The following is a 25,352-nucleotide window of genomic DNA, read 5'->3' on the forward strand; positions in this document are numbered from 1 at the left end:
CGGCGGGATGGTAATATCGTTACGTTTGAACTGTTTCGATGTGAAACCGAGGAGATTCCCTCTATGAGTGCTGACTACCCGTCAATGACTACGGCCGAGATTCGCTCCAAGTTCCTCAACTTCTTTGAGGAGCGCGGTCTTAAGCTCTATCCTTCTTCGTCCCTCGTCCCCGACGATCCTTCACTGCTGCTTGCCAACGCCGGCATGAACCAGTTTAAGGAGTACTACCAGGGCAAGAAGACCATGAAGGAGATTGGCGCGATCTCCTGCCAGAAGTGCGTCCGCACCAACGACATCGACTGCATCGGCGAGGACGGCCGTCACCTGTCGTTCTTCGAGATGCTCGGCGATTTCTCTTTTGGCGGCGTCTCCAAGGAGCAGGCTTGCGCCTGGGCCTTTGAGCTCATCACCAAGGAGTTCAAGCTGCCGCTCGACCGCCTGTACTTTACCGTCTTTACCGAGGACGATGAGACCCATGACGTGTGGCGCTCCCTGGGCGTTGCCGAGGACCACATCTCCCGCTTGGGCGAGGACGACAACTTCTGGGCCGCTGGCCCCACCGGCCCCTGCGGTCCGTGCTCCGAGATCTACTTTGACATGGGCGAGGAGGTCGGTTGCGGCAGCCCCGACTGCAAGCCCGGCTGCGACTGCGACCGCTTCCTTGAGTTCTGGAACCTCGTGTTTACCCAGTACGACCGCCAGGAGGACGGCTCCATGCCGGAGCTGCCACACCGTAACCTCGATACGGGCATGGGTTTGGAGCGCATGGCCGCCATCATGCAGCACAAGACCGCCAACTACGACGGCGATCTGATGCAGCACCTCATCAAGCTCGGTGAGGAGATCAGCGGCAAGACCTATGACGCCGACGATTACTCCGGCGCCAGCCGCTCCCTGCGCATCATCGCCGACCACTCCCGTGCCGTCGACTTTATGATCTCGGACGGCATCCTGCCCGGTAACGAGGGCCGCGAGTACGTCCTGCGCCGCCTGCTCCGCCGCGCCGTGTTCCACGGCCGCCTGCTGGGCATCGAGGGCGCCTTCCTGACCAAGTTCATCGACGAGGTTAACGCTCAGATGGGCGAGGCCTATCCCGAGCTGCTCAAGAACGTCGCGCTCGTTAAGGGTATTGTCGCCTCCGAGGAGGAGCGCTTCTCCACGACGCTCGACAACGGCCGTGTTTACCTGGACGAGGCCCTGGCCGCGCTCGCCGACGGCGCCGTCCTTCCGGGCGACGTTGCCTTTAAGCTGCACGACACCTTTGGTTTCCCCATTGACCTGACTGTCGAGATCGCCGGCGCTGCTGGCCACGACGTCGACATGGACGGCTTCACCGCCTGCATGGAGGACCAGAAGGCCCGCGCTCGTGCCAACGCCAAGGGCGATGCCTGGGGCAGCTTCAACGACGTGTGGGTCGAGCTTTCCGACAAGGTTGCCGCGACCGAGTTCGACGGCTATGACAACGACGTCATCGAGGGCGCCAAGGTTGTCGCCATCGTGCGCAACGGCGAGTCCGTCGAGTCCGCTGCCGCCGGCGAGGATGTCGAGGTCGTGCTCGACCGCACCCCGTTCTATGCCGAGATGGGTGGCCAGCAGGGCGATGCCGGCAAGCTTTCCGCCGAGGGCGTTGTTCTGACCGTTGCCGACACCAAGAACCACAACGGCCTGTATGCCCACGTCGCGCACGTTGCCGAGGGCACGCTGACTGTCGGTGCCGCTGTTACCGCCGCGCTCGACGCCGAGCGCCGTGGCTTCTTGCGCCGCAACCACACCGCCACGCACCTGCTCGACGCTGCCCTTAAGCAGGTCCTGGGCGAGCACGTCTCCCAGGCCGGTTCGCTGGTGACGCCCGAGCACCTGCGCTTTGACTTCACGCACTTCGAGGCCCTGTCCTCCGAGCAGCTCAAGGCTGTCGAGGACCTGGTCAACCAGCAGATCTTCGCTTCCAAGCCGGTTGTGACCCGTGTCATGGGCATCGACGAGGCTAAGGCTGCCGGCGCTGTCGCTCTGTTTGGAGAGAAGTACGGCGATGTTGTCCGCGTCGTCTCCGTGGGCGCCGAGGACCAGCCGTTCTCCCGCGAGCTCTGCGGTGGCACGCACGCTGCCAACACCGCCGAGATCGGCCTGTTCAAGATCATTTCCGAGTCCTCCACAGGCTCCAATGTCCGCCGTATCGAGGCCGTGACCTCTAAGGGTGCTCTCGACTATATGGCCGACCGCCTGGCACTCGTTGACGCCGCCGCCGCTGCGCTCAAGTGCCGCGTCGACGAGGTTCCCGCCCGTGTGGAGAACCTGCAGGCCGAACTGCGCGAGACGTCCAACAAGCTCAAAAAGGCTCTGACCGGTGGTTCCTCCGACGCCATTTCCAGCGCCATCGAGGGTGCTGTCGAGCTCGACGGCTATAAGCTCGTCGTTGCTGAGCTCCAGGGCCTTGAGGCTGCCGACCTGCGCAACGTATGGGATACCGTGCACCAGAAGGTGGCCGGCCCTGTCGCTTGTGTCATCGCCAGCGTGACTGAGAAGGGCACTCCGGCCCTGCTCGCTGCCGGCTCCGATGACGCCGTGAAGGCCGGGTTCCACGCCGGTAACGTGATCAAGCAGATCGCGGGTCTGGTCGACGGTCGCGGTGGCGGTCGTCCCAACATGGCCCAGGCCGGTGGCAAGAATGCTGCCGGCATCGCCGATGCCCTCGCGGCCGCTAAGACCGCGCTCGGCGCCTAAGAATCTAAGAAGTCGCTGTGGTTGCGCTCGCGCTGGACATAGGGGAGACCAGGATTGGCATCGCCGTCTCGAGCCGTGATGGCAAGATGGCGATGCCCGTCAAGGTGCTCCCGGCCGCCGAGGTCACCGGTATGGCCAAGACGTTCCGCTACCTGGTCGAGGACTATGAGCCCGACATCCTGGTAAGCGGACGTCCCTTGACCATGGCCGGTGAGCCCGGCCCCCAGGCCGAGCGCGTTGCCGCCGTGGCGCAAAAGATTGCCGACGAGCTCGATCTTCCGCTGGAGTTTGAGGACGAACGTCTGTCTTCGCAAGAGGCCAAGCGTATCCTGCGCGAGCAGGGCCTCAACGAAAAGCAGATGAGGGGCAAGATCGACATGATTGCCGCCAGCCTGTTTTTGCAGACGTGGCTCGATCGTAAAAACGAGGAGGTTTCGCATGCCTAGTGCTTCCGATCCGCGCCAGCCGAATCGTACACAGCAGCCGGCGTCGCGCCCTGCCCAGCCTGGCCAGCGTCCGGCACAGCCGACGCAGCGCTCAGCTCAGCCTGCCGCGCGCCCGGCGCAGTCCTTCTCTTGTTCGGCCCAACCTGTTCAACGGACGGGTCAGCAGCCTTCTGCTCGTTCGGTTCAGCATTCGGCTTCTCACGCGGTTCAGCAGCCCACTGCTCGTACGGCCCAGCCTGCAGGCGGCACCCGCTTTAAGCAGCAGGCACCTACCCAGCGAACGCAGGCCCCCCAATCGCATTCGCATCACGCTCGCGGTTCGCATGGCGTTGCTCCGGCGACCCGCTCGAGCTACAACACGCATGCTCGTCGCGGTGCTCAAAAGAAGAGTTCTCCGGTTCCCATGATCATCGGCGTTGTGGTGTCGGTGCTCGCGCTTGCTGCGATCGCTTTCTTTGTCGTGCCGGCCGTCAAGGGCTTCTTTGCCGGTGGGGATACCAAGGTCACGGCTGGTCAGCAGGTTACGGTGACCATTCCCGATGGTGCTTCGGGCGATACTATCGCCTCGATTCTCTCCGAGAACCATATCGTCGAAAATCCCAAGGATTATTATGCGGCGGTGAAAAAGCTCAACGCCGATATGTCGCTCAAGCCTGGTGATTATTCGTTCACCACACTCATGGATGCGACCAAGGTTGTTCAGCAGCTCATGGAAGGCCCCAACGCGGGCTCCAATGCGCTGACTATCCCTGAGGGCCTAACGGTCGATCAAGTCGCCGACCGTGTGGCCCAGGCATACGACAGCTTCTCTAAGGAAGACTTCCTCAACCAGGCCAAGGCCTCCAACTACGTTGACGACTATAGCTTCCTTAAGGGCGCCGCCAACGATTCGCTCGAGGGTTTCTTGTTCCCCAAGACCTATTCGCTGGGCGATTCGCCGACGGCCGATGACGTGATTCGCGCCATGCTCGATCAGTTTAAGGCCGAGTACAAGTCGCTTGACTTTGCGAGCTGCGAAGCCAAGATCAAGGAACGCTACGGCGTGGAGATGTCCGACTACGACATCGTCAACTTGGCCTCTATCGTTGAGCGCGAGGGCCTCAACGCCGATCAACGTGCGCACGTGGCCTCGGTCTTCTACAACCGCCTTGCCGGCAAGCTCGATGGTCTGCGTTACCTCAACAGCGATGCGACCATGATGTATGTCACCGGTGGCGAGGTTACCGCCGACGACCTGCAGAGCGATAGTCCCTATAACACCTACAAGCACGAGGGCCTTCCGCCCACGCCCATCTGCTCTCCGTCGCTCGAGGCACTTAAGGCCACGCTTGAGCCGACCGACTCCGATGACCTGTATTTCTACATTACGCAGGACGAGGAGTACTTCTCGCAAACCTACGAAGAGCATCAACAGTCTTGGAATTAGCATGAGGATTTTTAGCCCCAAACGATACGTTGCCTCGGTCGATCGCATCGACCTTGATACCCTGTGGGCCGACGGCAAACGCGCCATTCTGCTCGATCGCGATAACACCCTGGTGCCGCGCGACACCGAGCAGGTTCCTGCCGCGGTTTCCGCTTGGCTCGACGCCGCCCGCGCCAAAGGCTTTAAGCTGTGCATGGTGTCCAACAACTGGCATCGCGACCAGGTCATGAGCTCTGCACGCGAGCTGGGACTCGAGGCCATCAGCCACGCCATGAAGCCGGCGCCGTTTGCCCTCAAGGCGGGTCTTAAGCGCCTCGGCGCCACGGCCGACGAGGCGGTGCTGATCGGTGATCAGCTCTACACGGACGTGTGGAGTGGCAACTTCGCCGGCGTCGATACTATCCTGGTTAAGCCGCAGGCAACCCAGGATCTGTGGTACACGCAGATCTTCCGTATCTTTGAGCGCCGGGCCCTGCGCGACCTTCCCTGCGAGGAATAGGTTTCGCCATGTCTCAGCACATCAAACACGGCTGCGACCATATCTTCTTTATCGGCTTTTTGGGCGCGGGCAAATCGACGCTCGCGCGCAACGTCGGCACTATGTTCAAGCGGCGTTTTATCGATACCGACCGACTGGTCGTGCGCCGTTGCGGTAAGTCGGTAACCGAGATTTTTGAGACCGAGGGCGAGGATCGTTTTCGTGAGCTCGAGACCTCGGCGCTCCGTTCGCTCCAAAGTGAGCGCAGCCTGTTGGTTTCGTGCGGGGGCGGCATTGTCGAGACGCCGGTGAATATTGAGCTGATGCACGAAATGGGTACGTGCGTGTACCTCGAGGGCGACTTCGAGGATTCGATTCGCCAGATTCGTCGGTCCGACACGCGCCCCGATTTCCGCTCGCCTGAGCATGCCGCGCGCCTGTTTGAGCATCGCCGTCCGCTGTATCGCCAGGCCGCCGACCTTACCCTTGATATTCGCAACAAGTCCTTCGAGGACGTTTCCTACCTTTGTGCCGAGATGCTTTTGGAGCGTGGGCTGCTATGATTCGCCGTCAACTGATCAATTTCCAAAACCGCAGCGTCGATGTCCGTGTCGGATTGGGCGCGTTCGATGAGCTGTCGCGCATGTTTGCCTCGGCCGTTGGCAAGCCTAAGCGCGCGATGGTGGTTTGGAACGACGCCACATCCGAGCGTTTTGGTGAGGTTGTCGAGCATGCGCTGGTCGACGCCGGTTTTGCCGTGTCGCTGCTCGTCCTTGAGCTTTCGCCTGCTGGTGCCACGCTGGCCGATGCCGATGCGATCTTTGGCGCCCTGTCTGTCAACGGCATTACCTGCGACGATCTGGTTGTCGCCGTTGGCGATGCCGCAACCTGCTCGGTTGTTAGCTGGTGCGCAAACCAGTGGTGCGGCCGAACCGAGTGCGCGCTGTTGCCGACGACGTTCGACGCCATGCTCACGGTCGCGACGACCATGAAGCCGCTCGTCGCCTCGTCGGCCAATGCGCTTCCCGCTATCGCGTTCCGTCCCGAACCGGGTTTGGTCGTGTGTGACCTCGATCTTGTTCGCGAGGCGGACCCCGAGGACCTCAAGCTCGGCTATGCGGTACTTGTTGGCACCATGCTTTCGAGCAGCAAGTCCCGCTGGAATCAGTTTATTGAGACCGTCCCCGAGATTCTCGCGGGCGAGGAGGTCGCGCTCGTCAATGCCGTTCAATGGTCTCAGACTGCTCGCAAGGACGTACTGATGGCCACGAACCCGAGCGCCCGCCATGCGCTCGATTTTGGCAAGACGGGGGAGCGTACCTTGCGCGCTTGCTTGGGCGATGCCGCTTCGCAGGTCCCTGCCTACCAGCTGTTGTCCGAGGGCATGCGCTTTGAGGCGCGCCTAGCACATGATGCCTGCGATTTCGATATCGATTACGTCTTTGAGGTCGATGACTGCTTGGAGGACTTTGGTATCGAGGAACTTGCCTTCAATCTGGAGTCTGCCGCATATATCGAGGAGTTCCGCAAGCAGCAGTTTGCACGCTCGAACCGCAGCATGTTGCCGCTGCCCGCGGCACTCGGCGCCATTCGCCTAACGAACGTTGAGGACGAGGTTCTTGAGCGCCATGCTCACGCCTACCTGGCTTCTCGCAAAGAACTTCTCTAAGATTTATTGACTTCCATCGTCTTTCGTATCATGTTGAGGGGCGGGTTTCCAATCGGTTTCGGATCGCATGCGATTCCGTCGTTCGGTTGAGACCCGTCCCGTCTATATAGAGATAACAAGAAAGGAATCTGCATGTCTGAGTTTGCTGCCGGTCCTGCCGGTCGTATCGAGCGTGTCCGTGCCCTGATGGTCGAACGTGGCTACGACGCCATCGTGGTGCGCGACGAGGCCAACCTTCGTTGGCTTACGGGCGTGAAGGGCGTCTTCGACTACACCTTCGAGTTCCCGCACGCTGCGTTTATTACGGCCGACCAGTGCTTGTTTCACACCGACTCGCGCTACCTCAATAGCTTTGAGGAGAACACGCCCGCCGGCAGCCCTTGGGTCTACGACATGGATGAGGGCACCATCCCCGGTTGGGTTGCCGGCAAGATCGCGGCCAACAAATGCCGCGTCTGCGCTGTCGAGGACGATATGCAGATTAATTTCTACCAGGGTATTCAGCGCGGCCTGGAGGACCGCTCCGTCGCCTGTATGCTGCCGCTGATGCACGACGACATCCGCAAGATGCGCGCCATCAAGGACGCCGAGGAGATTGAACTCATGCGCCATGCGCAGTCGATCACCGATGCCGCCTTCCAGCACATGCTCGGCTTTATTAAGCCCGGTATGACCGAGAAACAGGTACGCAACGAGCTCGAGAACTTTATGTTCGCCAACGGTGCTGACAGCCTGGCCTTCGGTTCCATCGTCGCGAGCGGCCCCAACACCGCCAACCCGCATGCCGTCCCGAGCGACCGCGTGATCGAGAAGGGCGACTTTGTCCTGATGGACTACGGCGCGGGATACTGCGACTACCGCTCCGACATGACTCGTACCGTCGTGATGGGCGAGCCCACCCAGGAGCAGCTCGACCTGTACGCGCTCGTGCGCCGTACGCACGAGGAGTGCGTCGCCGCCATCCATCCGGGCGTTGAGGGCAACGACATTTTCAAGCTTTCCAAGAAGATCATCGGCGATGCCGGCTATGGCGATTACTACAACCATGGTCTGGGTCACGGCGTGGGCATCGACATCCATGAGCTGCCCAACTTCAACCGAAGCAAGAATATCATCGAGGTCGGCTCGGTTATCACCATGGAGCCCGGCGTGTACCTGCCCGGCGTGGGCGGCGTACGCCTTGAGGACTACGGCGTGGTCACTGAGAACGGCTACGAGCCCTTCACCAAGACCCCGCACGACCTGCACGTTATCGACTGCTAGTTTACTTCAGTAGATAGTTTGGGGCGGGGCGTCCGGATTGATTCGGACGCCCCGCGTTCTCTTTTTATGCGCTCGCCGCAGGCGCCGTCTGCAAGTGTATAATTTCTGTCGTATGTAATTTGGACGCTTGTGCGTTCTGCCCATAACAAGAAAGGTCGCTATGCCTACCATTTCCACCGCCGACTTCAAGAACGGCCTCGGTCTCCGCATCAAGGACAAGGTCTACACCATCGTCGAGTTCCAGCATGTCAAGCCGGGCAAGGGCGGCGCGTTTGTGCGCTACAAGACCCGCGACATCAAGAGCGGCCGCGTCGTCGAGAACACCTGCAACGCCGGCACCAAGTTCGAGAGCGTCATGCTCACCACCCGTGAGTTCCAGTACCTCTACAACGATGGCACCGACTACATCTTCATGGACAACGAGTCCTATGAGCAGGTTCCTGTTCCCGAGGACATGGTGGGCGAGAACTCCAAGTGGCTGCGCGAGAACGACATCTGCCAGCTGCTCTTCGCCGACGATGAGCTCATGGGCGTGACCCCGCCGATGTTCATCGAGACCACCATCGTCCAGACCGACCCGGGCTTTAAGGGCGACACCGTCCAGGGTTCCACCAAGCCGGCCACGATCGACACCGGCGCTGTCATCCAGGTCCCCATGTACCTCAACGAGGGCGAGGTCATCAAGGTTGACACCCGCGACGGCAAGTTCGTCTCCCGCGTCTAGCAACCAACTTTTCTAGGAGGACTCATGCCCCAGGAAATCAAGATTGACGGCATCGGCATTTCGCCCGATGTTCTGACCGCCATCGTCTCGCGCGCCGTGTCCGATGTCGAGGGCATCGCCTCCGTTGGCGTCAAGGACCTTGCCACCAACCTTGTCTCCATGATGCTCTCGTCCAAGGCCCCGGCTTCCGAGCCGGCGGTCGAGGCCGAGGTCGTCGGCGACAAGCTCGCACTCACCGTGCGTGTCGTGGTGTTCTTTGGCTATCCGTTCAAGAAACTCGCCGAGGCCGTTCGCGCTGCCGTGGTCGCCGCCATCGATGCCCAGGTTGGCGTTGAGGTTGAGCGTGTTGACGTTTGCATCGACGGCCTCGTTTTCCCCAAGGAGTAACCTTTGAGCCTTAAGGTTTATCGCGGGCGAACTCTTGCCCGCAGTCAGGCGCTTCAGCTTCTGTTCCAGGCCGAGGCCACGGACAGCCCGCTCGAGCGCGTCCTCGAGGGTGATTTCCTGATCTCGAAGGGTCCCCTCGATCCCTATGCGCTGGAGCTGTGCCGAGGTGCCTACGAGCATATCGACCGCATCGACTGTGCTCTGCGCTCCGTTGCCAAGAACTGGGATCTTATGCGCATGCCCGGCGCCGACCGTAATCTGCTGCGTATCGCCGTTTACGAGATGCGTTTCCTCACCGACGAGGAGGTCTCTGACGCCATCGTGATTAACGAGGCCGTCGAGCTTGCCAAGGCCTATGGCACCGACCAGTCCGCGTCGTTCGTCAACGGCGTGCTGGGTAAGATCGCTCGCAGCGAGGAGCTGCCGGGCGAGGACCTATACCAGGAGCTGCTGGCCGAAGATCGCGCTCGCGAGGAGGCACAGGCTGCCGAGGCTGCCGCAAAGGTTGCGGTTGCCCAGGCCGAGACTGGCGTGCTGTCCGAGGACGTGGACGCTGCTGAGGTCGCCGAGGCCGAGACCGGTACCGTCGAGGAGTAGCCATGCCAGAGGGTTCCGTCCGCAACTTCGACGAGATTTCGGACCGCTTGGACCAGATCATAGCTACCGTTCGCTCTAAGGATACGTCCTTGGAGCGTTCGCTCGATTTGTTTGACGAGGCGATTGAGCTGGGCTCCCGTGCGGTCGACATGGTCGACAAGTTTGAGCTGACGCCGCGTGAGGCCGACAAGCTCGAGCAGGAATACGATGAGGATGCGGCAAACGAATCCCAGGATAGCTAGGCCGCATCTCCGGATACGAATGGTTGATGGCATTCATGAAACGCGTGCGTCTTGATGACGAACTGATTTCACAGGGCATCTGCGCCGATCGCGCGGATGCCCTTCGCACTCTTATGGCTGGCTTGGTCTCGAGTGGCGGCGAGCGCTTGACTTCGCCGGGCCTTAAGGTGACCCCGGGCCTGCCGTTGCACGTGAAGGGGCGCATTCCCTATGTTGGCCGCGGCGGTCTTAAGCTCGAAGGCGCGCTTGATACGTTTGGTATCAATCCGACGGGCCTTGCCTGTCTGGATGTGGGCTGCTCTACCGGCGGCTTTACCGATTGCCTGCTCAAGCGCGGAGCTGCGACCGTTGTCTCGGTGGACGTTGGTCGCGCCCAGTTCGATTGGTCGTTACGTCAGGACGATCGCGTGACGCTGCATGAGCGCACAAACGTGACGCAGCTGCCTGAGCTTGGCTATGCCGGCGCCATCGACCTGGCTGTGTGTGATGTCTCGTTTACCAGCATCGCGAACATTATCGATGCGGTGCTGGCGTGCCTGGCGCCTACGGGTGCATTCTGCACGCTTGTAAAGCCGCAGTTTGAGGCTCCGGCGGCGCTGGTGGGTGAGGGCGGCATTGTGACCGATCCCGCCGTGCGCCGCGATACACTCGTTGCGGCAGTTGAACTCTTTGCTGCCAAGGGGCTGTTCCCGGTCGATGTGTGCGTGTCGCCCATTCATGGTGCCAAGGGAAACGTTGAGTTTTTCCTGTACGGCACGAGATTTGACCCCGGCGACCGCACGCAAGACGAGCTGCAATTCCAGGTATCGGTTTTGAGCGAGAAAGCTGCAACGCTATGAAGGTCTTTCTGGTTCCCAATTACTACAAGCAAGAGGCGGTTGAGAGCGGCCTGATGCTCGAGCTTTGGCTGACGCGCCAGGGCTATGAGGTCGCATGGGCTGCCGACCAGCGATCGAAGATTCAAAGCACGCCTGATATTGACGGCTCCGATCTGGTCATTACGCTCGGCGGCGACGGTACGTTGCTGCGCGCTGCCCGCATCCTCAACCATCGCGAGATTCCTATCCTCGGTCTTTCCTATGGTCACCTGGGCTTTTTAACTGCTGCGAGCCCCGAGGAGCGCGACATTCTGCAGGTCGTGAGCGACGCCCTTTCCGGCGAGCTGCACGTGAGCCGTCGCGCCACCATCGCCGCGGATATCGTGTCCGTGCGCGACGATGGCACGAAGGATGTCGTGCGCACGTTCGCCCTCAACGACATGGCGCTCACGCGCGGCCCCCTGTCCGATATGGTTGAGTTCGACATCACGGTGTCGGGCCACCATATCGATCGACTGCGTGGCGACGGCGTGGTCGTGTCCACGGCGACTGGTTCTACGGGGTACGCGCTCAGTGCCGGTGGCCCCATTGTGAGCCCCGACTATACGGGTATGGTCTGCGTACCCATTGCGCCGCACACCATTCAGGCCCGTGCCTTCTTGACTTCGCCGAGTGATGTCGTCGAAATCTTTATGTCCGATGATCGCCCGAGCGTTCCGGCGATCGCTATCGATGGACAGTTTATTACCTGCGACGGCACGGTCGAGAGCGTGGCCGTGCGCCGAGGCCCAGGCGATGTGCTGCTGCTCGACTACGGCCCCGAGAGTTTTTACAACTCGGTGAGCCGCGTATTCTACGGAGTCCGTCATGATCGATGAGCTGCAGGTTTCTAACATTGCACTCATTCGTGAGGCGACGCTGGTGCCGAGTGCCGGCCTGACTGTCCTGACAGGCGAGACCGGCGCCGGCAAGACCGCGCTGCTCTCGGCCCTTAAGCTTATTTTGGGCGAGCGTGCGGATTCGTCGACGGTGCGCGAGGGCGAGGCGCTGGCGAGCGTCGAGGCACGCCTGTTTGACGGCCCGCACGACACGGAGGGCTTCACGGTCCAGCGCAGCCTTTCTGCCGAGGGCCGCAGCCGCGTGAGGATTGACGGCCGCATCGCCAGCGTGCGCGAGCTTTCGGAGCGCGTCGGCGTGATGATGGATCTGTGCGGTCAGCACGAGCACCAGCGCCTCCTCGACCCGGCGCATCACGTTGCCATGGTCGATGCCTGGGCGGGGCGCTCTGCGCTCGAGGCACTCGAGCACTACCGTACTTGCTTTAAAGCCTCGCGCGCGGCTGCCAAGGAGGTCCGTCGCGTTGAGGAGGCCTCGCGTGCGCAGGGGAGTCGTGTCGAGGAGGCGCGCTTTGCCCTCGAGCGCATCGGCGAGGTCGACCCTAAGCCGGGCGAGTATGAGGAACTCGAGGAATTGCTGCCGCGCTCCGAACATGCCGAGGTACTGGTTGCCACAGCTAACGATGCCCATGCATCGCTTGCCGCCGAAGGGGGAGCGCTCGATGCCGTGAACAGCGCCGTGGCAGAGCTTTCCCGAATGGCTACCGTCGATCGCAAACTGGGCGACATTGCCGAGACGCTTTCGGATGCCTGCATCTCGCTTGAGGATTGTGCCAACGAGCTGCGCGCCTATCGCGATGGGGTCGCCTTCGACCCGCGCGAGCTCGCTCGCATGCGCGAGCGGTATTCCGACCTCAAGGGCCTGCTGCGTCAGTGGGGTCCGACCATGGACGATGTTTTTGCCATGCGTGATCGCTCGCAAGAGCTGCTTTCGCTGGTTGATAATGGCGATGAACAGATCAAAATGGCGCGTGAAGCGCTTGGCGCGGCGGAGCACGAACTGTTTGCTGCCGCCAAGGCGCTTAAGCGCGCTCGCAATACGGCGGCCCCGCGCTTCTGTCACGAGGTTGGCCGCCAGATGGCTCGCCTGGAGATGGGTAGTGCCGAGCTCGTCTGGGAGTCGCGCGATCTTCCCCGTGCTGAGTGGACGCCGGTTGGTCCTTCGAGTTACGAGCTGCTATACCGCAGCGGTGCCGGCTTGACGCCACGCCCCCTGCGCCGCATTGCGTCGGGCGGCGAGCTCAGCCGCGTCATGCTGGCAAGCAAGGTTGTCCTCGGTAACGCGGACGGTGTCGATACGCTGGTGTTTGACGAGGTCGATGCTGGTGTCGGTGGCTCCACGGCGCGTGCGCTCGCGGGCGTGCTGGCAGATCTCGCCGCTACGCATCAGGTGATTGTCGTAACCCACTTGGCGCAGGTCGCCGTCATGGCCGACAAGCATTATGTTGTCAGTAAGGAACCGGGCGATGTTCCCCAGACGCATTTGGACGAGGTAACCGGCGAAGCGCGTACCGCCGAGATCGCCCGCATGTTGAGCGGCGATCAGTCCGAGGCAAGCCTGGCGCACGCCAAACAGATGCTTGAAGAAGCTCGAGGCTAGATCGTATCAGCGGTGTTGGTGGGACAAAATAGACTGAAATTTTTGTCCCACTACGCGTTTTACTCAACGACCTTGTCCGGCTGGATGAGCTCCTCGTAGTAGCTGATATGCTCGCGGGCGTCTTCAATCTCGGGCAGCAGGAAGTTGTAGATGACTTCGATGATCATCGTAGCGCTGATCTTAGAGAACGCAAAGTCGCCTGTCGTCAGCAGCGCTTCGTGGTTGACGGTATTAAAAGTGTAGTCTGCCAGGCGCGCGAGTGGGGATTTGCTGTCACTGCTGATGACGACTACGGTTGCGCCGCAGTTGCGAGCCGCTTTTGCCATGCGATTCAATCGGCGCGATTTGCCGGAGTTTGAGATAAGCACGATGACGTCACCCGGGCGTAACGTGAGCGCAAAGCCGATTGATGTCTCGCTAATGGTGCTCGCCATGCAGCGCAGGCCCAGCTGCGAAAACTTAAACGTCGCATCGAGCGCGACCGCGTTCGTATTGCCCACAGCTGCAAACTCAATAACCCCTGCATGCTTAAGGGCATGCACAACAGCCGCCAGCGTATCGTGGTCGATCCCGTCGATGGTCGCATTAAGCTCGCTCACCTTGGCAGCCAGGATATTCTTGAGGCTCTGCTCCATATTGTCGAGCGAGACCTCGTCAGTCAGGCCCTCGTTACGCTGGCTTTCCAAATCCCTCGCCAACGAAAACTGAAAGCTGCGGAAGCTACCAAAGCCAAGCTTGCGGCAGAAGCGCGAAACGGTCGCCTCGGACGTGGCGGCGGCGCGCGAGAGCTGAGCGGCCGTGAGGCGTGGCGCCTCGGACTGGTGCTCCAATATATAGTCGACAATGCGCTGCTCGGACTCGCTGTATCCCTGATGGGTGCTAATGAGGGAAAGTGCGCTCTTGCTACTATCGGTCATGGATGGCTCCTGGTTGGCATGAAAATCTAGCTTGATTTGCAATGCCATAGTATACGGGCATTTTCAATTACAAGATACACCTTGCCGTTTCAAGTGTTGATGGTAAACTTTCACTTACCGTTTACGGTTATGAAAGAACCTTTCACCGGAGATTTGCACCTTAGCTCTTCTCACGCGGACGGTAGGTTGGTATCTTTCAGTTGTGGAAAAACGCGCATCGAAGCGCGTGTAGGGGAGCGCCCGCGGGCGCTGTACTCAAGAAGGAGGGACACATGGCTAAGTTTGACATCATCGCCGCGACCGGTTGCCCGACCGGCATTGCGCACACCTTCATGGCGAAGGAGGCGCTGGAGAAGGCAGCTGCCGAGCGCGGTCTGACCATTAAGGTCGAGACTCATGGCCAGGTCGGTGTCGAGAACGAGCTCACCAAGAGTGAGATCGCTGGTGCCAAGGCCGTCGTCGTCGCAGCCGACAAGGATGTCCAGGCTGAGCGTTTCGCCGGTAAGCCCATGGTTTCCGTTGGTGTTTCCAAGGCCCTGTCCGTTGAGGCCGCCGGTAAGCTGATTGACCGCGCGCTCGCCGCCAAGGGCGACAGCACGGTTGCAGCCGCTGCCGATGTCGAGGATGAGGTCGAGGAGAAGGAGTCCATCGGCCACGTCATCTACAAGCACCTCATGAACGGCGTCAGCCACATGCTGGTCTTCGTTGTTGCTGGTGGTGTTCTGACCGCTGTCTCGTTCCTGTGGGGCATTACGTCCTTCGATTCGACGGCGTCTGACTACAACAGCTTTGCTGCGATGCTCAAGATCATCGGCGGCATCGCCATGAACCTTATGGTTCCGGTGCTTTCCGCCTACATCGCCGAATCCATCGGCAAGCGCCCGGCGCTCGTCCCCGGCTTTGTTGCCGGTATGATCGCCATCCAGGGCCTGCCTGTTAACGCCGAGACCGGCATGATCGATGCCGGTGGCGCCGGCGTGGGCTTCGGCTTCCTGGGCGGCATCGTCGGCGGCTTCCTTGCCGGCTATGTCATCTTGCTGCTCGAGAAGGTCTTTGCCGGTCTGCCCAAGAATCTGGACGGCCTCAAGGCTATCTTCCTGTACCCGCTGTTCTCGACGGCTATCGTCGGCCTGGTCATGCTCGGCATTTCCGGCCCCATGGCTGCCATCAACACCGCCATGATGGACTTCCTCAAGGGCCTGTCCGCCTCTGGCGCCGTTGTCCTGGGTCTTGCCATTGGCTGCATGTGCGCCTTTGACATGGGCGGCCCGGTCAACAAGGCTGCTTACGTCACCGGTACCGCTATGCTCACCGAGGCTCTGGCCGCCGGTGTTGGCACCGATACCTATAACTTCGGCACCAACTTCATGGCTGCCGTCTCCGCCGCCTGCATCGTTCCGCCGCTGATCACCACCTTTGCCGTCGTTGTCGGCAAGAAGTACTTCAGCCAGGAGGATCACGACGCCGGTGTCGTCAACCTCATCCTTGGTTGCACCCACATCACCGAGGGCGCCATTCCGTTCATGACCAAGAACATCTGGCCCGTCATGCCCATCATGATGCTCGGTTCCTCTATCGCTTCGATCCTGACCATTATGTTCAACGTTCACGATCCGGCGCCTCACGGTGGCTTCCTGGTCCTGCCCGTTGTCGAGAACGGTCCGCTTTGGGTCCTCGCGATCCTCATCGGCGCTGTGGTCGGTGGCATCCTTTTCGTGGCCTTCAAGAAGTACGACTTTGAGAAGAACCAGAAGGCCACTCCTGCAGCCAAGCCGGTTGAGGCTCCCAAGGCCGCTGCCGTCGAGGCCCCCAAGGCCGAGGCTGCCGACTTCGTGAAGGTCGAGAATGTCTTTGTCGCCGAGGACTTCGCTTCTCGTGACGAGGCTCTGAGCTTCGTTTCCAACCAGGCCGTCAAGGCCGGTATCGCCAGCGACGCCGACGCCGTGATGAACGCCTTCCTGGCCCGCGAGTCCGAGGGCACCACGGGCATGATGGAGGGCTTCGCCATCCCGCATGCCAAGTCCGACGCCATTACCGAGGCTGCCGTCATCGTCGTCAAGGACGAGTCCGGCGTGACCGGTTGGGACACCATGGACGGCGCTCCCGTCAACGTGGCTATCGCCCTGCTCATCCCCGGTGCCCAGGCCGGCACTACGCACCTCAAGATCCTGTCCAAGGTCGCCGAGGCGCTCATGGACGAGGACTTCCGTGCCACCGTCAAGGGTTCCACCGACGCCGCCGAGATCGCCAAGACGATCAACGCCCGTCTGGTCTAATCCCGCAACACGCGAATACCATCGCCCCCTGTAACAAAGGCGAGGACTCCACTCGGAGCCCCCGCCTTTTTTCATTCCCTTCTGTAAGGTGCGGTGAAATAGGGATTGTTTAAACGTTTCAACCGCAAATCAGTCCCTATTTCACCGCAACTTCCAGAAGGGCATAGAGGGAACTGCCCATTGAGTCTTTGTCGCGAACAGATCCTCAGCCAGAATTCCGTTCACACGATATTGCTCTGAGCCGACCGAGTTTCCGCAGCTTGCCTGCCGGGCGGGGCGGTTAAGTTTGTCGCGAGTTCCGCACGCAAAGGAAAGCACTTAATGTGCTTTTCGTCTTGCGCAGGACTGTAGAGCAGCAAACTTAACCGCCCCGCCCGGCAGGCAAGCGTACAGGAACGACATCTGTCCAACAATTCGTGCGAAACATAATGAAAAACCGTTTGATGTGAGTTAATATAAACAACGTCGTGAATCTGACTCCTGCCACATGCATGACAGGGGTTAAACACAAAAAGGAGTCAACTATGGTTTCTGAGAAGGCTACCCTCGTTAATCCTCAGGGTCTGCACATGCGTCCGGCTGGTCTGTTCGCCTCCACCATGGGCAAGTACGCCTGTGACGTGACGGTCGTCACCCCCGAGAAGGAGGTCAACGGCAAGTCCCCGATGGCCCTCATGGCTGCTGGTATCCCCTGCGGTACTGAGGTCGAGGTCAAGTGCGACGGCGCCGACGAGGCCGAGGCTCTGGCTGCTGCCATCGAGCTCATCAAGAGCGGTCTTGGCGAGTAGAACTCAAACGGGTCGCATGTTGAACAACTAAGTTCATATTTGGGGGCGCAGTGACCTGTTGTAAGGTAGCTGCGCTCTTTTGTCATGGATATGGCAAAACGCTTTATCACATGACACGGAGAGAGGAATGGGAATGTATCAGGGAGTCAACGCTTCCGAGGGCATCGGTATCGGCACCGTCATGGTCGCCGTCGATCCCGACTTGACGTTTGAGCCGCACGAGGTTGCTGATTCGGCAGCAGAGAAGGAGCGCTATCAGTCCGCTCTTTCGGTCTTCTGCGAGAAGACCCAGGCTCAGGCCGACCATATGAAGGAGACGGTGGGCGAGGCCGAGGCCGAGATCATGAGCGGACACATTGTCCTGGCTCAGGACCCGGGCATGACTGACGCCATCAACGCCGCCATTGACGGCGGTACCTGCGCCGAGCAGGCGCTCATGGACACCTCGACCATGTTTGAGAACATGTTCCTGTCCATGGACGACGAGATGTTCCGTCTGCGCGCGGCCGACATCGCCGACATCCGCACCGGTATTCTGGCCGAGCTGCTGGGCAAGGAGGTCGTCGACCTCTCCGTCCTGCCCGAGAACACCGTCGTTGTCGTGCACGACCTTACGCCGTCCATGACCGCCACGATCGATAAGGCCCACGTTGCCGGTATCGTCACCGAGACCGGTGGCCGCACGTCGCACTCCGCGATCATCGCGCGCGCCCTCGAGATTCCGGCCGTACTTTCGGTTGCCAACAGCTGCACCGCACTGCGCAACGGCATGACCGTCGTCGTCGACGGTGGCAAGGGTGTTGTCGAGGCCGATCCCGACGAGGAGACGCTCGCTGCCTACACCGCCAAGGCCGAGGCCTTCGCTGCCGAGAAGGCAGCCCTCGAGGCCTTCCGCGGCAAGCCGTCCGTGACTGCCGACGGCATCAAGAAGATCATCGCTTGCAACATCGGTAACCCCGATGACGTGCCCAACGCGCTCGATCACGATGCCGAGGCCATTGGTCTGTTCCGCTCCGAGTTCCTGTTCATGGACTCCGCTGAGCTTCCTTCCGAGGAAGAGCAGTTCAACGCCTACCGCAAGGTCGCCAGCGCGCTCAAGGGCGCTCCGGTCATCATCCGTACGCTCGACGTGGGCGGCGACAAGGAGATCCCGTACCTGCACATGGTCAAGGAAGACAACCCCTTCATGGGCTTCCGCGCCGTGCGTTACTGCCTGGCCAACCCCGATCAGTACAAGGTCCAGCTCCGCGCCCTTCTGCGCGCCAGCGCCTTTGGTGACGTCAAGATCATGATCCCGCTCGTCACCTGCGTCGAGGAGGTCGTGGCCGTCAAGGAGCTCGTCGAGCAGTGCAAGGCCGAGCTGACCGAAGAGGGCCGCAAGTTCAACGAGAACATCGAGGTCGGCATCATGGTCGAGACGCCTGCCGCTTCGCTGCTTGCTGACCGCCTGGCCGAGGTGGCCGACTTCTTCTCCATCGGCACCAACGACCTGATCGGCTACACCATGTGCGCCGACCGTGGCAACGACACCATCTCCAACCTGTACCAGGTGTACTATCCCGCCGTGCTCCGCTCGCTCAAGAACATCATCGAGTGCGGCGTGAAGGCCGGCATCATGGTCGGTATGTGCGGCGAGGCCGCTGCCGATCCGCTGCTTGAGCCGCTGCTGATCAGCTGGGGCCTGGAGGAGTTCTCGATGAGCGCTCCGTCCATCCTGCGCGCCCGCAAGACCATCAGCCAGTGGACCAAGGCCGAATGCGACGAGCTCGCCGAGAAGGCGCTCGCCTGCAACACCGCCGCTGAGGTCAAGGCACTGCTCGAGTCCGCAGCTCGCTAATTTGGTATCAGAGGTAACCGCGTGGTTGGAATGGGCCGGCCACGCGGCCCTCACATATACAGGGGGTAATGTAAATGTTCTACACGCTAACCGCTAACCCGGCTGTCGACATGACGGTTTCGAGCTCTCCGCTCGAGCCCGACGAGAACGTCCGCACCGGCTCGGCCAGCTACACCGCCAACGGCAAGGGCCTCGACGTGTCCTTCGCCTTTAAGAAGATGGGCGTCGACACCGTCGCGCTCGGCTTCTTCGCCGGCTTCACGGGCAAGTTCATCGTCGAGGAAGTCATGAACCTGGGTTGCCTGTGCCGCCCGGTCTGGACCGACGGCATCACGCGTATCAACACCTACGTCAACGATGGCCAGCACGAGTACGGCATCCTCAACCCCGGTGCTCCTATTACGCCGCAGCACCAGGAGGAGCTCTACAACATCCTGGACACCGCGGGCGATCTTGAGTGCCTGATCGTCTCTGGCTCCGTGCCTCCCAAAGCTACGCCCGACTTCCTGGCTCAGGTCATGGAGCACGCTCAGGCCCGTGGCGCCGACGTCGTCCTGGACCTTTCTTCCGACAAGCTCAAGGAGCTCGCTCACAAGAAGCCGCTGCTCATCAAGCCGAACCATCATGAGATGAAGGCCATCTTCGGCGTGCCGGTCGACACCGACGACGAGGTCCGAGTTGCCATGAAGCTGGCTCACGAGGCCGGCGTCCAGAACGTTCTGCTCACCCGTGGTAGCCGTGGCGACGCTTACTTCTCCAACGGCGAGGACATCTGGTACGCCAAGCGTGAGTTCAACATCAAGCTGGTTTCTTCCGTCTGCGCCGGCGACTGCACCCTCGCTGCGTTCCTGCACAAGTGGTACAGGGATCGCGACAACGTCGAGGAGGCCATGAAGCTCGCTATGGCCACCGGCGCCAACGTTGCCGAGTCCGTCGGCATCGGCGACTTCGGTCACGTTGACGAGTACAGCAAGCGCGTTGCCGTCCGTAAGCTCGATCGCAAGTAAGCGAAACGCGACATATTCGTGCGCATGCGGCGTCCCGGTTTTGATCGGGGCGCCGTTTTTGTTCCGCCATGGTGGAGAGGTGTCCTGCCGTACTTCATCGCTTCCACACCGTTCACCGAGTTGTTGTAGCCTTTTACCGAAGCGTGGAATATACTTTCATTAACACGTTGCTTCGTGAAAGGAACATTCATGATTTACACGCTTACTGCAAATCCCGCCATTGACTACAACATCTCCTGCGACGGTCTTGCTGCCAACACCGTCACGCGTACCCGCAACGCCGTCTACACCCCCAACGGCAAGGGTCTCAACGTTTCGTTTACGCTCGACCGCTACGGCGTCGACACCACGATCCTGGGCTTCTTCGCCGGCTTCTCGGGCGAGTTCATCGTTAAGGGCGCCGAGGCCCTGGGCGTGCCCGTCAAGCCCGTGTGGACTGACGGCATCACGCGTGTCAACGTGTTCCTCAACGCCGGTCCCGACACCGAGTACAACATGGTCAATGCCGGTGCCGCCATCAACGAGGCCAACGAGCAGGAGATGTTTGAGCTTATCGATTCGCTCGATGACATGACCTGCCTGGTTATCAGCGGCTCGCTGCCCCCCAACACCTCCGAGGGCTTCCTGGCAGAGGTCCTGCGTCGCGTGAAGGCGAAGGGCGCCGAGTTCGTGCTCGATATCTCGAGCCATCAGCTGGCCGACCTCATTGCTATGGAGCCGCTCCTCATTAAGCCTAACGACGACGAGCTGCTCGACATCTTTGGCATTAAGGTGAGCGGTGGCGACGACGAGTCCGTCAAGGGCGCCATGGCCGAGCTGCACGCCAAGGGCGCTAAGAATGTACTGCTGACGCTCGGCGGCGACGGCGCGTACTTCTCCAACGGCGAGCACATCTGGTTTGCCAACCGCACCTTCGACGTCAAGCTGCTGTCGACCGTCTGCGCGGGCGACTCCTCGCTGGCCGCCTTCCTTTCCGTGTGGCACGACGCCCCCGAGCGCGTCGAGGATGCCCTGCGCCTCTCGATGGCCACCGGCGCCAACGTGGTCGAGTGCCCGGGTCTGGGCGATTTTGCCAAGGTCGATGAGTATCAGAAGGGTATTGCAATCCGTCAGGTTTGCTAGTTCCGGCACCTTGCCTGAATAGTTCAATTATTTCGCATCCGTCTTAGACCAGGACGGATGCGTTTTTGTTTATCGGACTTGCGTGTGCAGTGGAGGCTGTTTCTTGCTAGACTTCTTGCAGACGCAATCGATAGCCAATTTGATAGTCGCAGGAGGCCATAGGCATGTGCAATGTTTCGCTCAACGGTACGCAGCCGACCGATGCCTCTATCCGTGTCCTGCGTGCGCTTGAGGTAGCAGGTCTTGAGGCTTGGTACGTGGGCGGTTGGGTACGTGATGCCCTGATGGGACGCCCCAGCCACGATGTTGACATGTGCTGCAGCGGCCTGTGGCAGGAGTCCAAAGAGGCGCTCGAAGCGGCTGATATCGCCGTGGTTGAGTCGGGCATAAAATTTGGCGGCATCACGGCTATTTGCGATGATGAGCGCATTGAGGTCACCACCTACCGCCTAGACGGCTTTTACACCGACGGCCGCCATCCCCAGAGTGTGGAGCGTGCGGCGTCGCTTGAGGACGATCTGGCGCGTCGTGACTTTACCGTTAACGCTGTGGCCTGGCATCCCGAGCGTGGTCTTGTCGACCGCTACGATGGTCAGGGCGACCTAGACCGCAAGCTCATCCGCGCCGTTGGAGATCCCAAGCGTCGTTTTAACGAGGACGCGCTTCGCATGCTGCGCGCGGTGCGTTTTGCCTGCCGTCTGGATTTTATGATCGAGCCTAAGACTAAACAGGCGCTTGCCGAGTGCGCGCCGCTGCTCGATGCTGTGGCGCGCGAGCGCGTGGGCATTGAGCTCGAGGGTATCCTTTCGACCGGCCATGGGGGAGACGCGATGCTGCGCTACCCCGAGCTTGTTTGCGCCGCCGTGCCCGAGCTCGCGTCCGCTCGCGGGTTTGATCAACGCAGCGTCTATCATGCGTTTAACGTCTACGAGCATATCGCCCGCGTGCTGACGGTGGCAGGGGAACTGGCGCTGTGCGACGGCGTCGCGCCCTCGTCGAGCCTTATGTGGGCGGCGTTTTTGCACGACGTTTCCAAACCCGAGTGCTTTACGGTCGATCACGACGGCAGCGGCCACTTCTACGGTCATCCCGAGCTCGGCGCCAAGAAGGCGCGTGTCATCATGGATCGCCTGGCGCTCTCGCACGATTTGGTGCGCGATGTGTGCCTGCTGATCAAATACCATGACAAGCCGCTGCGCCCCGAGCGCTCCTGCCTGCTCAATATGATGCGCGCGCTTTCGGGCGAGGGTGTCGATACGCCGCGTCTGATGGACGAGCTCATGGACCTTAAGCGTGCCGACACGCTCGGCAAGGCGCCCTCGTGCTTCTATTACGTCGAGACGATCGAGGAGATGCGTACGCTCGCCCACGATCTGCTGCAGGCGGGGGAGCCCTATACACTCAAGATGCTTGCCATCAATGGTGGCGACTTGATCCGCGCCGGCGTCAAGCCGGGGCCGGAGCTGGGACAGCTTCTCAACGCCGCCCTCGACGCCGTGATCGAGGACAACATCCCCAACAACCGCGAAGCCCTCCTGACTCATCTCCACCTAGGGTAGCTAAAATAGCCCCGTCCCAAATTAGCTACCTTGTTGACCTGCGCGTTCCATAACCTCGCGACAAAATTTCGGCAATTTGGAATTTCTTCTTGCGCTTGCGTTTTTTGTCCCGTAATATATTTCCTCGCAGCACGGCAGTGCAGATGTCATGTGGCCCGTTCGTCTAGCGGTTTAGGACGCCGCCCTCTCAAGGCGGAGATCACCAGTTCGAATCTGGTACGGGCTACCACTTCTTTTCTGCTGAGGCTTATGGCCCGTTCGTCTAGCGGTTTAGGACGCCGCCCTCTCAAGGCGGAGATCACCAGTTCGAATCTGGTACGGGCTACCACGCATCTGATACCCGGTCTTTCAACGGAAGGCCGGGTTTTTTATTATCAAACAACTGTCTGTCATTCCCGTTTGAACAAGAGCTTTGCGTTCTGCTTATGGCCCTTACGGGTACAATAACCAAGATATTTTGACTGTAAGAAGGAGTCTCATGACGGAGTCCTCTCAGCATACGTCTAAGCCCCAGGTCGAGGTTGAGGCCTCGGGCGGAGATGACAATAAGAGCGCACGCCGCGGCGCCATCTTTATCGGCGTCGTGCTGGTGGGTTATATCGTCTATCTGGTGGTAACCGGGCAGATGGGGCAGTTCTGGGCCGCTATGTCGAGCGTGCAGGGGTCATGGCTCTTTGTCGCGTGTCTTTGCATGTTCATGTATCTGTTCTTTGGCATTGTGGCCTATGCGATCGCCGTATGGCTCGACCCCAATTCACCCGTCGGCATTCGCGACCTGATTTCGGTCGAGGCGAGTGGCATCTTCTTTGGAAACCTCACACCTATGATGATGGGCTCGACTCCCGCCCAGATCTACCGCCTGACCAAGGCGGGCCAAAATGTCGGCGAGGCCGGAGCCACGCAGTTCACGCGCTTTATCGTGTACCAGTTTGGCCTCGTTGCCTGGGGCGCTATCCTACTGCTTGCTCGCATGCCGTTTTTTGCCGAGCGCTATGGCGACATGACGCTGCTGTGCGTCTTTAGCTTTGGTGGGCACTGCTGCATCTTGCTGGGCATCTTCGCCGTCGCGCTCATGCCTAAGACCGTCACGCGCGTCGCCCACTGCATCATCAATTGGCTTGAGCGCATTGGTGTCTCGGCCACTAAGATCGAGGGATGGCGCACGTTTGTCGACGGCGAGATCTACTCCTTCTCCGAGAAGTTCAAGCTTTCAGCCGGACATTTTTCTTCCATGCTGCTCACCGTGTTTATCACCATGCTGCAGCTCGCGTTTTTCTATCTGGTGCCGTATTTCCTGATGCTTGCCTTTGGCCACCACGAGGTCGACTTTTTCTCGGTCATGGCCGCGAGCGCCTTTGTCCAGCTGCTGAGCTCTGCGGTTCCCTTGCCCGGTGGAACTGGTGGCGCTGAGGGCGGCTTTGCATTGTTCTTGGGTCATTTCTTTGGGTCGGCTTCGACCGCCGGCTATCTGCTGTGGCGCCTCATTACGTTTATTGCGCCGACCATTTTGGCTGCGCCCCTGCTGGGACTTAAGAGCGCCCACAACGAGAGCATCCATGCGCGCTGGGATCGCGTGATGCGCAAGCTCGGCCGCACGCCTCAGATGCCCTCTGTGGCCGCGAAGCCGCACCCCACGAATGCTGTTACCGTTGATCCCAAGAAGCACGCTCAGAAGGCTTCTGGGACCGCTAAGCCGGCTCATAAAGCCTATGTGCGCCAGACAGGCGATGGTATACGCGTATCTCCGTCGGCACTCAATAAGAAGAAGCGCCCTAAGTCGCAGTAGGACAGTCGTGCGTTCTTCATGATGCGGGGCATATTTGTGCTGTATGGGGGATAATCCTCTTACGTAGATTATCTCTCATCTGTTGATGAATGCTCGCATATCGAAGGGACACGCCCATGGCAACCAGCAAACCGCGTCTTGACCGCCGCATTGTTCGCAGCCGTAATGCCATCCTTTCCGCTTTCGAGCGCCTGCTCATGGAAAAGCCGCTGGCAGACATTACGGTGAGTGCCATCGCACGCGAGGCCAATGTCGACCGCAAAACCTTCTACGTGCACTTTGGCACGGTTGACGGCCTGCTCGATGCCATTGCCGTCGATGTTGTGGAGATGATTGTCGACTCGGTCGAGAAAACGCTTGCTTCTATGGACGGTGACACCAACGAGCGCGCTCTTGGCGCGGCGGCGACCTTCTTTAAAACCGTTAACGAGGCACTGTGCAACAACTTAGTGCTCAATCGTCAGCTGATCGAGAATATTCCGCTCGATGATTTCATGGCTCGTCTTCGTGCGCCGCTCGAACATGAGATTGCCGAGCGCGATCTGCTGCCCCAAGGTCTCAAGGACGAGATGTTCGACTATTATCTGGCGTTTTTGCTGTCGGGTATTATCGGTATCTATCGCACGTGGGCACTGTCTGACGGCTCGGTTCCTATCGAGCGTGTCTCTGAGGTCGCCAACGACCTAACTCTCAATGGTCTGTCGAGTCTGGAATCTCGCTTGGATTAGGCCTAGTTGGGCTCGTCGGCTTGGAAATACCTGTTCACGAGGTTCTCCGGCGCCTTGTAGACCTC

Annotated in this window: 23 protein-coding genes and 2 tRNA genes; 24 read left to right on the forward strand and 1 reads right to left on the reverse strand. The window is 60.3% G+C overall.

All coding sequences use genetic code 11. The features are described from left to right. The first annotated feature begins 63 nt into the window (after positions 1 to 63). From alaS to AAAX31_RS02935, 14 genes are all read left to right on the forward strand, one after another. Positions 64 to 2,721 (forward strand): alanine--tRNA ligase, encoded by a 2,658-nt coding sequence (gene alaS / locus AAAX31_RS02870; RefSeq protein ID WP_349076107.1) that lies wholly within the window; start codon positions 64 to 66, stop codon positions 2,719 to 2,721. A gap of 17 nt (positions 2,722 to 2,738) precedes the next feature. After that, positions 2,739 to 3,167 (forward strand): Holliday junction resolvase RuvX, encoded by a 429-nt coding sequence (gene ruvX, locus AAAX31_RS02875; RefSeq protein ID WP_035138185.1) that lies wholly within the window; start codon positions 2,739 to 2,741, stop codon positions 3,165 to 3,167. Continuing rightward, the gene (gene mltG / locus AAAX31_RS02880) at positions 3,160 to 4,593 is read left to right on the forward strand and encodes an endolytic transglycosylase MltG (RefSeq protein WP_349076108.1); all 1,434 of its coding nucleotides are present in this window, start codon (positions 3,160 to 3,162) and stop codon (positions 4,591 to 4,593) included. Before ruvX ends, mltG begins: the two co-directional genes overlap by 8 nt. Before the next feature lies 1 nt (position 4,594). After that, positions 4,595 to 5,092 (forward strand): YqeG family HAD IIIA-type phosphatase, encoded by a 498-nt coding sequence (locus tag AAAX31_RS02885; protein ID WP_117646451.1) that lies wholly within the window; start codon positions 4,595 to 4,597, stop codon positions 5,090 to 5,092. Between the two features lie 8 nt (positions 5,093 to 5,100). Then, positions 5,101 to 5,634, forward strand: a complete 534-nt coding sequence (locus tag AAAX31_RS02890; RefSeq protein ID WP_035138190.1) for a shikimate kinase — start codon at positions 5,101 to 5,103, stop codon at positions 5,632 to 5,634. Beyond that, entirely contained in the window at positions 5,631 to 6,740 is a 1,110-nt protein-coding gene (locus AAAX31_RS02895) for a hypothetical protein (protein ID WP_349076109.1), read from the forward strand. Before AAAX31_RS02890 ends, AAAX31_RS02895 begins: the two co-directional genes overlap by 4 nt. Positions 6,741 to 6,872: 132 nt before the next feature. Then, positions 6,873 to 8,003, forward strand: coding sequence for a Xaa-Pro peptidase family protein (locus AAAX31_RS02900; protein ID WP_055309495.1), 1,131 nt, complete (start codon positions 6,873 to 6,875; stop codon positions 8,001 to 8,003). A 160-nt stretch (positions 8,004 to 8,163) separates the two neighbouring features. After that, entirely contained in the window at positions 8,164 to 8,727 is a 564-nt protein-coding gene (gene efp, locus AAAX31_RS02905; protein WP_006233983.1) for an elongation factor P, read from the forward strand. A 24-nt stretch (positions 8,728 to 8,751) separates the two neighbouring features. Then, the gene (locus tag AAAX31_RS02910; protein WP_006233982.1) at positions 8,752 to 9,114 is read left to right on the forward strand and encodes an Asp23/Gls24 family envelope stress response protein; all 363 of its coding nucleotides are present in this window, start codon (positions 8,752 to 8,754) and stop codon (positions 9,112 to 9,114) included. Between the two features lie 3 nt (positions 9,115 to 9,117). After that, positions 9,118 to 9,711 (forward strand): transcription antitermination factor NusB, encoded by a 594-nt coding sequence (gene nusB, locus AAAX31_RS02915; RefSeq protein WP_349076110.1) that lies wholly within the window; start codon positions 9,118 to 9,120, stop codon positions 9,709 to 9,711. 2 nt (positions 9,712 to 9,713) lie between these two features. Further along, positions 9,714 to 9,953, forward strand: a complete 240-nt coding sequence (locus tag AAAX31_RS02920) for an exodeoxyribonuclease VII small subunit (RefSeq protein ID WP_006233978.1) — start codon at positions 9,714 to 9,716, stop codon at positions 9,951 to 9,953. A gap of 35 nt (positions 9,954 to 9,988) precedes the next feature. Then, entirely contained in the window at positions 9,989 to 10,792 is an 804-nt protein-coding gene (locus AAAX31_RS02925; protein ID WP_229028394.1) for a TlyA family RNA methyltransferase, read from the forward strand. After that, positions 10,789 to 11,649 (forward strand): NAD(+)/NADH kinase, encoded by an 861-nt coding sequence (locus AAAX31_RS02930; RefSeq protein ID WP_117746039.1) that lies wholly within the window; start codon positions 10,789 to 10,791, stop codon positions 11,647 to 11,649. The genes AAAX31_RS02925 and AAAX31_RS02930 overlap by 4 nt, the downstream gene beginning before the upstream one ends. Further along, entirely contained in the window at positions 11,639 to 13,267 is a 1,629-nt protein-coding gene (locus AAAX31_RS02935; RefSeq protein ID WP_118237430.1) for a DNA repair protein RecN, read from the forward strand. The genes AAAX31_RS02930 and AAAX31_RS02935 overlap by 11 nt, the downstream gene beginning before the upstream one ends. Before the next feature lie 59 nt (positions 13,268 to 13,326). On the opposite strand, the gene AAAX31_RS02940 is transcribed toward AAAX31_RS02935, so the two are convergent. Beyond that, complete coding sequence (locus AAAX31_RS02940) at positions 13,327 to 14,184, reverse strand: MurR/RpiR family transcriptional regulator (protein ID WP_226790721.1); 858 nt, start codon at positions 14,182 to 14,184, stop codon at positions 13,327 to 13,329. Between the two features lie 272 nt (positions 14,185 to 14,456). On the opposite strand from AAAX31_RS02940, the gene AAAX31_RS02945 reads away from it, so the two are divergent. The 10 genes from AAAX31_RS02945 to AAAX31_RS02990 all read left to right on the forward strand — a co-directional run bounded on the left by AAAX31_RS02945 (position 14,457) and on the right by AAAX31_RS02990 (position 25,287). Further along, positions 14,457 to 16,460, forward strand: coding sequence for a fructose-specific PTS transporter subunit EIIC (locus AAAX31_RS02945; protein ID WP_118237428.1), 2,004 nt, complete (start codon positions 14,457 to 14,459; stop codon positions 16,458 to 16,460). Positions 16,461 to 16,984: 524 nt separating this feature from the next. Continuing rightward, positions 16,985 to 17,248: an HPr family phosphocarrier protein gene (locus AAAX31_RS02950; RefSeq protein ID WP_022094575.1), complete on the forward strand. Its 264-nt coding sequence runs from the start codon at positions 16,985 to 16,987 to the stop codon at positions 17,246 to 17,248. Between the two features lie 133 nt (positions 17,249 to 17,381). After that, positions 17,382 to 19,085: a phosphoenolpyruvate--protein phosphotransferase gene (gene ptsP / locus AAAX31_RS02955; RefSeq protein ID WP_349076112.1), complete on the forward strand. Its 1,704-nt coding sequence runs from the start codon at positions 17,382 to 17,384 to the stop codon at positions 19,083 to 19,085. A 74-nt stretch (positions 19,086 to 19,159) separates the two neighbouring features. Further along, on the forward strand, positions 19,160 to 20,092 hold the full coding sequence (locus AAAX31_RS02960) for a 1-phosphofructokinase family hexose kinase (protein WP_055250439.1): 933 nt from the start codon (positions 19,160 to 19,162) through the stop codon (positions 20,090 to 20,092). Positions 20,093 to 20,281: 189 nt separating this feature from the next. Beyond that, a complete protein-coding gene (locus AAAX31_RS02965; protein ID WP_349076113.1) occupies positions 20,282 to 21,214 on the forward strand; it encodes a 1-phosphofructokinase family hexose kinase in 933 nt (310 codons plus the stop codon). 164 nt (positions 21,215 to 21,378) lie between these two features. Next, the gene (locus AAAX31_RS02970; RefSeq protein ID WP_349076114.1) at positions 21,379 to 22,773 is read left to right on the forward strand and encodes an HD domain-containing protein; all 1,395 of its coding nucleotides are present in this window, start codon (positions 21,379 to 21,381) and stop codon (positions 22,771 to 22,773) included. Positions 22,774 to 22,925: 152 nt separating this feature from the next. Then, positions 22,926 to 23,002 (forward strand) — tRNA-Glu (locus tag AAAX31_RS02975). 22 nt (positions 23,003 to 23,024) lie between these two features. After that, a tRNA-Glu gene (locus tag AAAX31_RS02980) sits at positions 23,025 to 23,101 on the forward strand. A gap of 150 nt (positions 23,102 to 23,251) precedes the next feature. Then, positions 23,252 to 24,559, forward strand: a complete 1,308-nt coding sequence (locus AAAX31_RS02985; protein ID WP_349076115.1) for a lysylphosphatidylglycerol synthase transmembrane domain-containing protein — start codon at positions 23,252 to 23,254, stop codon at positions 24,557 to 24,559. Between the two features lie 116 nt (positions 24,560 to 24,675). Further along, a complete protein-coding gene (locus AAAX31_RS02990) occupies positions 24,676 to 25,287 on the forward strand; it encodes a TetR/AcrR family transcriptional regulator (RefSeq protein WP_157757975.1) in 612 nt (203 codons plus the stop codon). Positions 25,288 to 25,352 lie beyond the last annotated feature (65 nt).

The sequence above is a fragment of the Collinsella sp. CLA-ER-H5 genome (assembly GCF_040092375.1).
GTDB lineage: Bacteria > Actinomycetota > Coriobacteriia > Coriobacteriales > Coriobacteriaceae > Collinsella.

Excerpts from the sequence above, each read along its gene's own strand:
- AAAX31_RS02940 (WP_226790721.1), bottom strand. The coding sequence starts at position 14,184 with ATGACCGATAGTAGCAAGAGCGCACTTTCCCTCATTAGCACCCATCAG.
- AAAX31_RS02970 (WP_349076114.1), top strand. The coding sequence starts at position 21,379 with ATGTGCAATGTTTCGCTCAACGGTACGCAGCCGACCGATGCCTCTATC.
- AAAX31_RS02950 (WP_022094575.1), top strand. The coding sequence starts at position 16,985 with ATGGTTTCTGAGAAGGCTACCCTCGTTAATCCTCAGGGTCTGCACATG.
- AAAX31_RS02985 (WP_349076115.1), top strand. The coding sequence starts at position 23,252 with ATGACGGAGTCCTCTCAGCATACGTCTAAGCCCCAGGTCGAGGTTGAG.
- AAAX31_RS02920 (WP_006233978.1), top strand. The coding sequence starts at position 9,714 with ATGCCAGAGGGTTCCGTCCGCAACTTCGACGAGATTTCGGACCGCTTG.
- AAAX31_RS02935 (WP_118237430.1), top strand. The coding sequence starts at position 11,639 with ATGATCGATGAGCTGCAGGTTTCTAACATTGCACTCATTCGTGAGGCG.
- AAAX31_RS02890 (WP_035138190.1), top strand. The coding sequence starts at position 5,101 with ATGTCTCAGCACATCAAACACGGCTGCGACCATATCTTCTTTATCGGC.
- AAAX31_RS02930 (WP_117746039.1), top strand. The coding sequence starts at position 10,789 with ATGAAGGTCTTTCTGGTTCCCAATTACTACAAGCAAGAGGCGGTTGAG.
- AAAX31_RS02910 (WP_006233982.1), top strand. The coding sequence starts at position 8,752 with ATGCCCCAGGAAATCAAGATTGACGGCATCGGCATTTCGCCCGATGTT.
- AAAX31_RS02900 (WP_055309495.1), top strand. The coding sequence starts at position 6,873 with ATGTCTGAGTTTGCTGCCGGTCCTGCCGGTCGTATCGAGCGTGTCCGT.
- AAAX31_RS02960 (WP_055250439.1), top strand. The coding sequence starts at position 19,160 with ATGTTCTACACGCTAACCGCTAACCCGGCTGTCGACATGACGGTTTCG.
- ptsP (WP_349076112.1), top strand. The coding sequence starts at position 17,382 with ATGTATCAGGGAGTCAACGCTTCCGAGGGCATCGGTATCGGCACCGTC.
- AAAX31_RS02885 (WP_117646451.1), top strand. The coding sequence starts at position 4,595 with ATGAGGATTTTTAGCCCCAAACGATACGTTGCCTCGGTCGATCGCATC.
- AAAX31_RS02965 (WP_349076113.1), top strand. The coding sequence starts at position 20,282 with ATGATTTACACGCTTACTGCAAATCCCGCCATTGACTACAACATCTCC.
- mltG (WP_349076108.1), top strand. The coding sequence starts at position 3,160 with ATGCCTAGTGCTTCCGATCCGCGCCAGCCGAATCGTACACAGCAGCCG.
- AAAX31_RS02990 (WP_157757975.1), top strand. The coding sequence starts at position 24,676 with ATGGCAACCAGCAAACCGCGTCTTGACCGCCGCATTGTTCGCAGCCGT.
- alaS (WP_349076107.1), top strand. The coding sequence starts at position 64 with ATGAGTGCTGACTACCCGTCAATGACTACGGCCGAGATTCGCTCCAAG.
- AAAX31_RS02945 (WP_118237428.1), top strand. The coding sequence starts at position 14,457 with ATGGCTAAGTTTGACATCATCGCCGCGACCGGTTGCCCGACCGGCATT.
- AAAX31_RS02925 (WP_229028394.1), top strand. The coding sequence starts at position 9,989 with ATGAAACGCGTGCGTCTTGATGACGAACTGATTTCACAGGGCATCTGC.
- efp (WP_006233983.1), top strand. The coding sequence starts at position 8,164 with ATGCCTACCATTTCCACCGCCGACTTCAAGAACGGCCTCGGTCTCCGC.
- AAAX31_RS02895 (WP_349076109.1), top strand. The coding sequence starts at position 5,631 with ATGATTCGCCGTCAACTGATCAATTTCCAAAACCGCAGCGTCGATGTC.